Annotated in this window: 11 protein-coding genes and 1 pseudogene; 3 read left to right on the forward strand and 9 right to left on the reverse strand. The window is 73.2% G+C overall.

Annotated elements, in window-relative coordinates; translation table 11 throughout:
• Positions 1-108: 108 nt before the first annotated feature.
• The 3 genes from NOD94_RS37240 to NOD94_RS37250 are packed head-to-tail and all read right to left on the reverse strand — an operon-like array spanning position 109 to position 3,052.
• A complete protein-coding gene (locus NOD94_RS37240) occupies positions 109-1,050 on the reverse strand; it encodes a 3-oxoacyl-ACP reductase (protein ID WP_281210666.1) in 942 nt (313 codons plus the stop codon).
• Positions 1,051-1,074: 24 nt separating this feature from the next.
• Complete coding sequence (locus NOD94_RS37245) at positions 1,075-2,151, reverse strand: Zn-dependent alcohol dehydrogenase (protein ID WP_281210667.1); 1,077 nt, start codon at positions 2,149-2,151, stop codon at positions 1,075-1,077.
• A 46-nt stretch (positions 2,152-2,197) separates the two neighbouring features.
• Positions 2,198-3,052, reverse strand: a complete 855-nt coding sequence (locus tag NOD94_RS37250; RefSeq protein WP_281210668.1) for a MaoC/PaaZ C-terminal domain-containing protein — start codon at positions 3,050-3,052, stop codon at positions 2,198-2,200.
• A 269-nt stretch (positions 3,053-3,321) separates the two neighbouring features.
• Between NOD94_RS37250 and NOD94_RS37255 the strand changes: the two genes are divergently transcribed.
• Positions 3,322-3,681, forward strand: coding sequence for a DNA-binding response regulator (locus tag NOD94_RS37255; protein ID WP_281210676.1), 360 nt, complete (start codon positions 3,322-3,324; stop codon positions 3,679-3,681).
• A 16-nt stretch (positions 3,682-3,697) separates the two neighbouring features.
• Here NOD94_RS37255 and NOD94_RS37260 read toward each other — a convergent pair whose 3' ends face one another.
• The 6 genes from NOD94_RS37260 to NOD94_RS37285 all read right to left on the reverse strand — a co-directional run bounded on the left by NOD94_RS37260 (position 3,698) and on the right by NOD94_RS37285 (position 10,922).
• Complete coding sequence (locus NOD94_RS37260) at positions 3,698-4,540, reverse strand: class II glutamine amidotransferase (protein ID WP_281210669.1); 843 nt, start codon at positions 4,538-4,540, stop codon at positions 3,698-3,700.
• Between the two features lie 173 nt (positions 4,541-4,713).
• Positions 4,714-5,898 (reverse strand): lipid-transfer protein, encoded by a 1,185-nt coding sequence (locus NOD94_RS37265; protein ID WP_281210670.1) that lies wholly within the window; start codon positions 5,896-5,898, stop codon positions 4,714-4,716.
• 15 nt (positions 5,899-5,913) lie between these two features.
• Positions 5,914-8,091, reverse strand: a complete 2,178-nt coding sequence (locus NOD94_RS37270) for an acyl-CoA dehydrogenase family protein (RefSeq protein WP_281210671.1) — start codon at positions 8,089-8,091, stop codon at positions 5,914-5,916.
• A gap of 104 nt (positions 8,092-8,195) precedes the next feature.
• The gene (locus tag NOD94_RS37275; RefSeq protein WP_281210672.1) at positions 8,196-9,155 is read right to left on the reverse strand and encodes an RNA polymerase sigma-70 factor; all 960 of its coding nucleotides are present in this window, start codon (positions 9,153-9,155) and stop codon (positions 8,196-8,198) included.
• Positions 9,156-9,215: 60 nt separating this feature from the next.
• A complete protein-coding gene (locus tag NOD94_RS37280) occupies positions 9,216-10,421 on the reverse strand; it encodes an FAD-dependent oxidoreductase (protein ID WP_281210673.1) in 1,206 nt (401 codons plus the stop codon).
• Between the two features lie 138 nt (positions 10,422-10,559).
• On the reverse strand, positions 10,560-10,922 hold the full coding sequence (locus tag NOD94_RS37285; RefSeq protein ID WP_281210674.1) for a hypothetical protein: 363 nt from the start codon (positions 10,920-10,922) through the stop codon (positions 10,560-10,562).
• Between the two features lie 187 nt (positions 10,923-11,109).
• On the opposite strand from NOD94_RS37285, the gene NOD94_RS37290 reads away from it, so the two are divergent.
• Positions 11,110-11,778 carry a class I SAM-dependent methyltransferase gene (locus NOD94_RS37290; RefSeq protein WP_281210675.1) on the forward strand — a complete coding sequence of 223 codons (669 nt, stop codon included), beginning with the start codon at positions 11,110-11,112 and terminating at the stop codon, positions 11,776-11,778.
• Between the two features lie 73 nt (positions 11,779-11,851).
• Positions 11,852-12,059 (forward strand): annotated as a pseudogene (locus NOD94_RS37295) (N-acetylmuramoyl-L-alanine amidase); the annotation flags it as partial.

Genomic DNA, 12,059 nt, shown 5'->3' on the forward strand with positions numbered 1-12,059 from the left:
GGTGGGGTGTGGGGGGGGGGGGGCGGGGCGGGGGGGGGGGGGGGGGGGGCGGCCGCCGCGCCCGCCCCCCCCCCCCCCCCCCCCCCCCCCCTCCTCGCTCCGTGGCGGTCAGCCGTGCTTGAGGCCCAGTACTTCGGTCGCCGCGAAGGTCTCCTCGGCCGGGCGGGAGTCGTAGTGCGGGGTGAGGACCTCGTCGAGCTCCTCGTAGGAGAAGGCCTCCTTGGTGGTGTCGAACTTGGCGGCCACCCGCGGCCGGTCCATCACGACCACGATCCCGCCGTGCACCACGAACAGTTGCCCGTTGGCCCTCGCCGAGGCCGGCGAGGCCAGGTAGCCGACCAGCGGGGCGACGTGTTCGGGGGCGAGGGCGTCCAGCTTGCCCTCCTCCGGGACCTGGAAGCCCGCGAAGACGTCCTCGGTCATCCGGGTGCGGGCGCGCGGGCAGATGGCGTTGGCCGTCACCCCGTACTTGGCCAGCGCCAGGGCCGTCGAGGTGGTCAGGCCGACGATGCCGCCCTTGGCCGCCGCGTAGTTCGGCTGGCCGGCCGAGCCGCCGAGGAAGGCCTCGGAGGAGGTGTTGACGATCCGGCCGTACACCGGGCCGCCCGCCGCCTTCGACCGCTCCCGCCAGTGCGCGGACGCGAAGTGGGTGGTGTTGAAGTGGCCCTTGAGGTGGACCCGGATCACCGAGTCCCATTCCTCCTCCGACATCGAGAAGACCATCCGGTCGCGCAGGATGCCCGCGTTGTTGACCAGGACGTCGAGCTTGCCGAAGCGGGAGACCGCCAGGCCGACGAGTTCCCGCGCCTGCTCGAAGTCGGCCACGTCACCGAGGTGCGCCACCGCCTGTCCGCCCGCGGCCCGGATCTCCTCGGCCACCTCCTCCGCCGGGGCGGCGGAGGCCTCCCCGGAGCCGTCCCGCCCGCTCTGCCCGAAGTCGTTGACGACCACGCTCGCGCCCAGCCGGGCGAGTTCGATCGCCTCGGCCCGGCCGAGCCCGCGGCCGGCGCCGGTGACGATCGCGGAGAGTCCCTCAAGTGGCAGTGACATCCGTACGGTTCCTCTCGAAACGGGTCAGAGTTCGATGCAGGTGCGCAGGGCCGCGCCGGTGCGCATCTGGTCGAGGGCGTCGTTGATCTCGGCGAGCCGCACCCGGTGGGTGATCAGGCTCTCCAGGTCCACCCGGCCGGCCCGCCACAGGGCGATGGTGCGCTCGTAGGAGCGGAGCACGTCGCCGCCGCCGTACATGGAGGGCAGGATCTTCTTCTCGTCGAAGAACAGAGAGAACATGTCGATCCGGAACGTGTCGTCGAGTGCCCCCGCGCCGACGATGACGACGCTGCCGCCGCGCCGGGTCATCTTGTAGGCGGTCTGCGCGGTGGCCGACTTGCCGACGACCTCGAAGACGTAGTCGAAGCCCTCGCCGCCCGTGATCCGGTTCTTGGCGTCGTCGAAGGCGTCCGGGGACACCGCCTCGCTCGCGCCGAACCGCAGCGCGGCCTCGCGCCGGGACCCGACCGGGTCGACGGCGATGATCTGCGCGGCGCCCTGCACCTTGGCGCCCTGGAGGACGGAGATGCCGACGCCGCCGCAGCCGATGATCGCGACCGAGGAACCGGCCTCGACCTTGGCGGTGTTGATGGCCGCGCCGAGCCCGGTGGTGACGCCGCAGCCGATGAGGGCGGCGATGTCGAAGGGCACGTCGTCGGGGATCGGCACGGCGCACTTGGCGTCGACGACGAGCTCCTCGGCGAAGGTGCCCGTCGCGGCGAAGCCGAAGATGTCCCCGCCGGCCCGGCGGAAGTTGGGGGTGCCCGCGTTGACGAGGCTCTCCAGGCACAGGTGGCCCTGGCCGCGCTTGCAGGAGGGACAGTGCCCGCACGGCGGCAGCCAGCAGACCAGGACCCGGTCACCCTGCTTCAGGTGGGTGACCCCGTCACCGACGTCGGCGATCACGCCGGAGCCCTCGTGGCCCGGTATGAACGGTGCGGGCTGCGGCAGGACGCCGCTCATGGCGGAGAGGTCGGAGTGGCACAGGCCGGTGGCCCTGATGCGGATCTTCACCTTGCCGGGGCCGAGGCCCACGGCCTCCATGTCCTCGACGACCTCCAGCTTGTCCTGGCCGATCTCGCTCTGCAGTGCTGCGCGCACGGTGCGGCTCCTTCTGTCGGTCCGACTGCGTTGCTGCGTTGCTGCGTTACGCGTGTTCGACGACGGTGTCGGCGAGGACCGGTGCGTCGTCCCGTTCGACCGCGGTCACGGAGATCAGGACGCGGCCCGGCTCCTGCCACATCCGGATGCGCAGCGTCTCGCCGGGGAACACGATCCCGGCGAAGCGGGTGCGGTAGGCGCGGACCCGGGACACGTCGCCGCCGAGTGCGCTGTCCACGACCGCCTTGAGGGTCATCCCGTACGAGCACAGCCCGTGCAGGATCGGCTGGTCGAAGCCCGCGAGCTTGGCGAACTCGGGGTCGGCGTGCAGCGGGTTCCAGTCGCCGGAGAGGCGGTAGAGCAGCGCCTGGTCCTCCCGGATGCGGCGTTCCTCGACCCGGTCGGGGGCCCGATCGGGCAGCTCCTCCCGTACGGAGGGACCGCGCTCGCCGCCGAACCCGCCCTCACCGCGTACGAAGAGCTGCGCGTCGCTGGTCCACAGCGGCCCGTCGGCGTCCGCGACCTCGGAGCGCAGCACGATCACGGCCGCCTTGCCCTTGTCGTACAGGGCGGCGACCTTGGAGGTGGAGGTGGCCCGACCCTTGACGGGGATCGGCCGGTGGAGCTCGATGGAGTGGCCGCCGTGCAGGACGGCGGCGAGGTTCACGTCGATGCCGGGTGCGGCGAGGCCGCCGAGCATGGCCATGCCGGCGCCGGCGACGGTGGCGAAGCTGGGGAGCACGTGGAGCTTGGACTCCAGGGTGTAGCGCAGTTCGTCCGGGTCGGTGGCCGGGAGGCCCGCGCCGAGTCCCAGGTGGTAGAGCTGGATGTCCTTGTGGTCCCAGCCGATGTCTCCCCGGCGGGGTTCGGCGGCGAGGGCCCTGGCGGCATCGATCGGCATGAGGCTGCTGCTCCCTGTCGTTGGAAACCGAGGCCGTGGGGCCTTGGAAGACCTCGGTGCGGCCGTCCGCACCGTCGGCCGCACCGAGGTCGTATGCGGGACCGGCCCCAAGGACCGCGTTCTAGAACGCGTTCTAGGGCCGGTGAGGGAATGTATAACGCACACCCCAGCAGTTGGGAAGAGTGCTGACTTCCAGTCAGATGGTCTTTCCGCCAGGCGTGTTGCCGATCGGCACGAAGGCCCGGACTTACCCTTCCGGGGTGGAAGAAATGCCCTCCCCGCACCGCCCGGCCCGGTCGCTGCGCGTGCTGCTGCACCCGGCGAACCCGGCCCTGGCCGTACACCTCGGCCTCCAGCCCGACATCGAGGTCGTCCGGGACCTGACGGCCCGCCCGGTGGTGGCCCTCGTCGAGGACCCGGCGGCGGTGACCGAGCTGCTGGCGGACGATCCGGAGTGCCGGGTCCTGGTCCTGACCGGCTCGGCGCGGCCGGGGCTGCTGGACGCGGTCCTCGCGGCGGGCGCGGCCGGCCTGGTCCTGCGCGACGGCCCCGTCGAGGACCTCGCGGACGCCCTGCGCCGCGCCTCCCGCGGCGAGACGGTGATCGACCCCGCCCTGGACCGGCCGTGAGGCGGCCGGGAGTGGGTCACACCGCGGCCGGCAGGAAGGGGAACAGCGCGTCTTCGCCGTCGGGCCGTACGACGCCGTAGGTGCTCTCCGGTACCTCGTTCCACGCGCCGGGCAGGTCACCGAGGGGTTCGGACACGATCAGCCGGGTCTCGTCGGAGATCTCCCGAAGGAACGCCTTGTCGGGGTGCAGCCTGCGCAGCGTCTCGACCCGACTGCTGTAAAACAGCGACCGGGAGCTGTGGCCGCTGGAGTAGCGGAAGGCCCAGACCTGTACGCCGTCGGTGATGGCGAGCGTCATCTGGAGGGGGAACTCCACCCCGTGGTCGCGGCCCGCCCGCTCCACCACTCCGGCCATCCTGGCGACGGCGGCGGGCGGGTCCTGCTCCAGGCCGAAGGTGAGGGCCAGGTAGAACATCACCTCGGAGTCCGTGGTGCCCTCGATCTCGGCGAACAGGGCGGGGTCGACGAGCATGCAGAGTTCGCGGCGCATGAGGTGGAAGCCGGAGACGGCCCCGTTGTGCATGAACATCCAGCGGCCGTGCCGGAAGGGGTGCGAGTTCGTCTGCTGCACGGCCGTGCCGGTCGACGCCCGGATGTGCGCGAAGAACAGCGGGGAACGGACGTGGTCCGCGATCTCCCGCAGGTTCCGGTTGTTCCACGCCGGCCCGATGTCCCGCAGGACGGCGGGTGTCTCGCTGTCCTCCGTCTCGGTGTACCACCCGACGCCGAAGCCGTCGCCGTTCGTCGTCTCCACACCCAGCTTCGAGTGCAGGCTCTGATCGATCAACGAGTGGGCTGGTTTGTACAGGATGGTGTCGAGCAACATGGGCGTTCCCGAGTACGCGAGCCATCGGCACATGCGCCATCACCTGCAGTCCCTGGATCGGCCCCCTGGACCCCGACCCGCCCCGTCCATCACCCGGTGCGGGCGACGACGCGGGGCGCGGTCCGGCCCTCCCATTCTCGGCTCCCTCGCCGTGGCCCGCCACGCGGGGCGGCGGCGGGGCGGCCCGCAGGGCCCGCCGGCGGCGACTACCGCCGCAGCATGGTCACCACCGCGGCCCCGCCCAGCCCGATGTTGTGGGCGAGGCCCACCCCCGCGCCGGGGACCTGTCGCGGGCCGGCCTCGCCGCGCAGCTGCCACACCAGTTCCGCCGCCTGCGCGAGCCCCGTCGCCCCCAGCGGGTGGCCCTTGGAGATCAGGCCGCCCGACGGATTGACCACCCAGCGTCCGCCGTAGGTGGTGGCGCCGCTCTCGACGAGCTTGCCGGAGGCCCCGTCGGCGCACATGCCGAGGGCTTCGTACGTCAGCAGTTCATTGACGGAGAAGCAGTCGTGCAGCTCGATCACGTCGACGTCCTCGATGCCGAGCCCGGAGCCCTCGTACACCTGGCGGGCCGCGGCGGCCGTCATCGGCTTGCCGACGACGTCGACGCAGGAGCCGCCGAAGCTCGCCCGGGTGTCCGTGGTCATCGCCTGCCCGACGATCTCGACGGCCTTGTCGTGCAGTCCGTGCCGGACGAGGAAGCGTTCCGAGACCACCAACGCGGCCGCCGCGCCGTCCGAGGTGGGCGAGCACTGGAGTTTGGTGAGCGGTGCGTGGATCTCCTTGGCCGCCAGGATCTCCTCGACGGTGTACACGTCCTGGAACTGCGCGTTCGGGTTGTTCGCGGAGTGCCGGTGGTTCTTGGCGCCGACCGCCGCGAGCTGCGCGGGCGTGGTCCCGTACCGCTCCATGTGTTCGCGGGCCGCGTTCCCGAAGATCTGGGCGGTGGGCGGGGACATCTCGAAGCCGTGCGCGGCCGCCATGATCCCGTAGTGCCGGGCCACCGGGGAGGTCTTGAAGTCGCCCCCGTCCGCGCCGCCGCCGAGCGCGCCGCGCTTCATCTTCTCGAAGCCGAGCGCGAGGACGCAGTCGCTGATGCCGCCCTCCACGAACTGCCGCGCCATCATCAGCGCCGTCGATCCCGTCGCGCAGTTGTTGTTGACGTTGTAGACCGGGACACCGCTCAACCCCAGTTCGTACGCCGCCCGTTGGCCTGCGGTGGAGGCCTGGAAGCAGTATCCGACCGGCACCTGTTCGACCAGCCCGTAGTCCACGCCCGCGTCCGTGAGGGCGGCGGTCCCGGCCTCCTTGGCCATGTCCCAGTACTGCCAGTCCCGTGATTCCGGCTTCTCGAACTTCGTCATGCCGACGCCCACGATGTACGACTTCATGTCCGTGCAGTCCCTTCAGTCCCTGGGGAGGCCGAGAATCCGCTCGGCGACGACGTTGAGCTGGACCTGGGTGGTGCCGCCGGCGATGGTCAGGCAGCGGGACATGAGCATCCCGTGCACCGCCCGCTCCCCCGCCCCCTCCCGGACGGCGCCCGCCGGTCCCAGCAGTTCGAGCGCGAGCTCGGCGGTCCGCTGCTGGTGCGGGGTCTGGAGGAGCTTGCGTACGGACGCGCCCGCGCCCGGCTCCAGTCCGGACACCTGCTGGAGGGTGGTCCGCAGCGCGATGCAGGCGAGCGCGTGCGCCTCGGCGGCCAACGCGCCGATCCGTGCCCGGTAGGCCCCGTCGAGGCCGGCGGAGGCGGCGATCAGCGCTTCGAGGCCGGTGTCGAAGGTCATCTGGTCGGCCATGTGGACGCGTTCGTTGCCCAGGGTGTTGCGGGCGACCTTCCAGCCGCCGTCGACGGCGCCGACCAGGGCGTCCGCGGGGAGTTCGGCGTCGTCGAACCAGACCTCGTTGAAGAGGGCCTCGCCGGTGATCTCCTTCAGCGGGCGGACGTCGATGCCGGGGGTGTTCTTCATGTCGACGACGAAGTAGCCGAGGCCCTTGTGCTTCGGCGCGTCCGGATCGGTACGGGCCAGCAGGATCCCGTGGTCGGCGGTGTGCGCGGAACTCGTCCACACCTTCTGCCCGTTGATCCGCCAGGTGCCCGTCGCGGTGCGTTCCGCCCGGGTCCGCAGCGAGGCCAGGTCGGAGCCGGCGCCCGGCTCGGAGAAGAGCTGGCACCAGGTCGTGTCGCCGCGCAGGGTGGGCAGGACGTGGGCCTCGCGCTGCGCGTCCGTCCCGTAGGCGAGCAGCGAGGGCACGACCCAGGTGGCGATCCCCAGGTCGGCGAGGCGGATCCCGGCCTCGGCCAGTTCCTGTTGGACGACGAGCTGCTGGACGGGCCCGGCGCCGAGTCCGTACGGCGGCGGCAGGTAGGGGGCCGCGTAGCCGGTGGGGGCGAGCGTCCGGCGGGCGGCGGCCGGGTCGAGGCCGCGGGCCGCCCCGATGGCGGTGCGGGCTGCCGCCCGGTGGGTCTCGGCCTCGGCGGGGAGTTCCAGGCGCAGTTCGCGCCGGGCGCCGGCGGCGGCGTACCGCACGGCGCTCAGCCGGTGCCGGTCGCCGGGGCCGAGGAGCTGGCGGGCCACGATCGCCCGGCGCAGGTGGATGTGGGCGTCGTGCTCCCAGGTGAAGCCGATGCCGCCGAGGACCTGGATGCAGTCCTTGGCGCAGGAGTAGGCGGCGTCGAGGGCGGTGCCGGCGGCGAGGGCGGCGACGAGCGAGCGGGCGGCGGGGTCCCCGTCGGGTTCGTCCGCGCAGTTCACGGCGTCCCAGGCGAGGGCGCGGGCCTGTTCGAGGCGGACCAGCATGTCGGCGCACAGGTGCTTGACGCCCTGGAACCGTCCGATGGGCCGGCCGAACTGTTCGCGGACCTTCGCGTACTCGGCGGCCGTGTGCACCGCCCAGGCGGCGGTGCCGCAGGCGTCGGCGGCGAAGAGGGCGCGGGCCAGGTCGGTGACGAGGTCGGTGTCCAGCTCCAGCAGCCGGTCGGGTGGCACGGTGACCCCCCGCGCCCGCACCTCGGCGGTGGGGCGGGTCGGGTCGGCGCTCTCGTGGGTGCGGATGTCCAGCGCGGCGGCGTCCACCGCGAACCAGCGCGTGCCGGCGGCGACTTCGCCGGTCCCGCCGGTCCCGCCGACCTCCGCCGGTTCGGCGGCGAGGAGGACGAGCTCGGCCTCGCCCGCGCCGAGCACGGGCGGCGCGACCCCGTCGAGCCGGTACCCGCCGCCCTCGACAGTGGTGGCGGTGAGGTCGCCGGGCCCGAGGGCGACCGCCCCGACCCGCCCGTCGAGCGGTCCGGCCCCGGCCCGGTCCAGGAGTACGGATGCCAGCGCACTCGGCAGGAACGCCCCGGGCAGCGCCGCCCGGGCGGCCTCCTCCACCACGACGGCCAGGTCCAGCAGCGTCCCGCCCTCCAGGTGGGGCGCCAACAGACCGGCCTCCGCGAGGCCGTCCCAGTAGGCGGGCCGCACCCCGGACCGCGGCGGGGTGTCGAGCAGCTTGCGCACCTCCTCGGGCGGCACGGCCCGTGCGACCCAGCCGCGTACGGCGCCGGCCAGCTCCCGTTGTTCCCCAGTGATTCCGATGCCCATGCGCGGCAGGCTAGAACACGTTCCATTCTGACGGAAGGTCAGAACGAGAACGCGTTCTCCCCACCGGGGCGCCGGCCGTCACCCAGGGGCCCCGGCCGTCCCCTTCAGTGCCTGCTGAGCGCGGTCGCGGACGCGACGCGCGTCAGTTTCTCCGGGTTGCGGACGTAGTACAGGTCGGCGATGCGGTCGCCCTCGAAGCGGAACGACAGGACGCCGTCGAACTCGCCGTCGATCCGCAGGACGAGGGCCGGCCCGCCGTTGACCACGGCGGCCGTGCCGGTGAGCGTGATCCCCCTCCTGGCGATGCCGCCCAGGATCAGGCGCGCCACCTTGTCGGCGCTGACGATCGGTCGCGGACTGGCCTGCTTGATGCCGCCGCCGTCGGCCACCAGCACGGCCTCGGGGGCCAGCACGTCCATCAGACCCTGCAGGTCCCCCGTTTCGAGCGCGCGCCGGAACGACTCCACCGCCGCCCTCGCCCCACCAGGGGGGACCGCCGCGCGGGGACGGCGGGCGTCGACGTGCCGGCGGGCCCGGTGCGCGATCTGACGGACGGCCGCCGGGCTCTTGTCGACGGCGGCCGCGATCTCCTCGAAGCCGACGTCGAAGGCCTCGCGCAGCACGAAGACGGCCCGTTCCGTCGGCGACAGCGTCTCCATGACGAGCATCATCGCCATCGACACGCTTTCGGCGAGCTCGACGTCCTCGGCCACGTCGGGCGTCGTCAGCAGCGGCTCCGGCAGCCAGGACCCGACGTACGACTCCTTGCGGCGGCTCATCGTGCGCAGCCGGTTGAGCGCCTGCCGGGTCGTCATCCGCACCAGGTAGGAGCGCCGGTCGCGGACCTCCGCCAGGTCGACCTCGATCCACCGCAGCCAGGTCTCCTGGAGGACGTCCTCGGCGTCGGCCGCCGAGCCGAGCATCTCGTAGGCGACGGTGAAGAGCAGGTTGCGGTGGGCGACGAACGTCTCGGTCGCCGGCCCCGGAACGCGCCCGCCGCGGCCCGCGCCCTCCTCGGCCGCGGCCGCCTTCCCATCGCCGACGGCCGCCGTGCGTTCATCCATTGCGAGGTCCCCCAGGTTCTCGTCGACGACCGTCCGCTCCGGACGGCCCCTCGTGCCGCTCTAGGCTGCCCGTTCGACGGTGACGGCCGCCTCGCGGTCCCCGATGAGTGTCAACTGCTGCCGCCGCTTGGCGGCTCCCGAGACGCGGTGCAACTTGTACGAACCGGGCTTGTTCGCCTCGCCGGCCAGGTGATGGACGACGCCCTTGCACACGGACTCCTTCATCTTCGCCCCGAGGCCGCCGTCGACGTGGAACCAGATGGCGACGTCGTTGCGGGCGAACTGGAAGATGCCGTCGTTGCGGCCGAGGCTGATGCACTGGGCGCCGAAGGGCTGGTTGAGCGTCTCGGGCCGCTTGCCCTCGACCCGGCTCAGCACCGTGTCGGCGGCCCGTGCGCCCAACGGCATCGCGGCCTGGCAGCTCATCCGCGGCGGCAGGTTCGAGGGGGCCGCCGAGTCCCCCGCCGCGACGATGCGGTCGTCGTCCAGGCTCGTCAGCGTCTCGTCCGTGAGGAGGCGGCCCAGGGCGTCGGTGCCGAGCCCGCTGCGCGCCGCCAGCTCCGGCACCCCGAACCCGGCCGTCCAGATGGTCACCGCGCTCGGCACCTCGCGGCCGTCGCGCAGCCGAACCGCCCCGGCCGTCACCGCCGTCACCACCGTGTCGGGGCCTTCGAGCACCCTCACTCCGAGCCCGGCGAGCCGCTTGGCTACCGAACGCCGGCCGCGCGCGTGCAGGTACGGGCCGAGCACCCCGCCGCAGACCAGCGTCACGGCGCGGCCCGCCTCGGCCAGCTCCGCGGCCGTCTCGATGCCGGTGGGACCGGCGCCGACGACCGTCACCGCGGCCTCCGCGGACGCGGCGTCGAGGAGCGGCCGCAGCCGCTGCGCGTCCTCCAGGGTGGCGATCGGGTGGGCGAACTCGGCCGCGCCGGGCACGGTCGGGTCGGCGCTGCCGCTGCCCACCGCGTAGACCAGGTAGTCGTAGCCGACGGTGCCGCCGCCCGCCAGGGCCACGCCGCGCCCGGCGGCGTCGATCCGCGTCACGCTGTCGACGACCAGCCGGACGCCCTCGGCCAGGACCTCCCGGTACGGGACGACCGCGTCGCCGGTCCCGGCCACCAGCTGGTGCAGGCGGATCCGGTGGACGAAGTCCGCCCGCGGGTTGATCAGCGTCACGGTCACGTCCTCGCGCCGCGTCAGGCGGTTGGCCGCCATCACACCGGCGTAGCCTCCGCCGATCACGACGACCTCGGTGTTCTCAGCCATGGTGTCCGCTCCGTCTCTCGGGGGTTCGGCCCCGGGGTTCGTGTCCGGGGGTTCGCCCTTGAGACACCGCGGCCCCGGCGGCTGTGACAGGTTGTGACGCAGGTCACGAAGCGGGGCCGGTGCGGGATGGCGGGTCGGTCAGTCCACCAGGAAGGCGGCCGCGTCGACCACGTGCGGGCCGTACCCGAACGCCGTGCCAAGGCGTTCGAGGCGGCCGTAGTGCGCGGGTGACAGCCGCACGGCGAACCGCATGAGCGCGCCGACCAGGAACCGGAAGGCCAGTTCCGCGCAGACGGTCGTGGCGCACCGCCGCAGCGCGGCCCGGGTGGCGTCGAGTGGCGTGTCGCCGCGTCCGTCCTGGTCGAGCAGTTCGACGAGGTCCAGTACTTGCGCCGTCAGCCGACGGTGCTCGGCCGCCGCCGGCGAGGCGCCGTCGGGCACGCACGCCGGGTAGGTGGTGACGGACCCGGTGGAGGCGCCGCGGCCGCGCGCGAGCGGCACGGCCCATGCCGGCACCTCGTCCAGCCATTCCCGTTCCTCCTGAGCTCCGGGTCCCGTAGGCGCAGCAGGTCCGGCCCGCCCGTTCGGAAGCCGACCCGGCGGGGACCCACCGCACCCCGGCCATGGCGCCCTACCAGCGGGTAAGGCAGCATGGGCCGCCACCCACCCGCAGCTCAGGAGGAACGACATGGCCACCCCCAAGCCGGAGACCCTCGCCGCCTTCGAGGCCGCGAAGGGGTTCATGCCCGTACGGGAGGGCCTCGCCCTGTACGAGGCCGCCACCGCGGCGGCGGCGCTCGGGCTGCCGCTGCTGGAGGTCGGCACGTACTGCGGCCGCTCCACCATCCTGCTCGCCGACGCCGCCCGCGAGGCCGGCGTGGCGGCGATCACCGTGGACCACCACCGGGGCAGCGAGGAGCAGCAGCCGGGCTGGGAGTACCACGACCCGACGGTGGTGGACCCCGAGGTCGGGTTGATGGACACCCTGCCCACCTTCCGCCGGACCCTGCACAAGGCCGGGCTGGAGGACCACGTGATCGCGATCGTCGGCCGCTCCCCGCAGGTCGCCGCCGCCTGGGGCGGCGAGCTGGGCCTCGTCTTCATCGACGGCGGCCACACCGACGAGCACGCGACGGGCGACTACGAGGGCTGGGCGCCGCACGTCGCCGAGGGCGGCACGCTCGTCATCCACGACGTGTTCCCGGACCCGGCCGACGGCGGGCAGGCCCCGTACCGGATCTACCTGCGGGCCCTGTCCTCGGGCGCCTTCGAGGAGATCTCCGTCACGGACTCGCTGCGCGTCCTGCGCCGCACGGGAACGGGCAGCCTGCCGGACCCCACGTCACCCGGCATATAACCGATAAGCGCACCGCGCCCTCGAATGGCGCACGGTCCCTCCGTGCGACGGTCGGGCGTTCTAGCATCGCGAGGTGCGCTACGACAACAGCCCCCCGTCCCCCGAGTCCGGCTCCTCGATCAGCCCGGACCGGCCCTGGTACACCCGTCGTTCCACCCTCGCGGTCACGGCGGCGGTGCTCGCGCCGACCTGCCTGGCCGGCTGGGTGCTGACCCAGGCGTTGGCGGGGCCGGGCTCCGGTGACCCGCGGGCCGCCGCGGCGCCGCAGCCCGCCTCGCACG

The organism is Streptomyces sp. Isolate_45, from assembly GCF_024721315.2.
GTDB lineage: Bacteria > Actinomycetota > Actinomycetes > Streptomycetales > Streptomycetaceae > Streptomyces.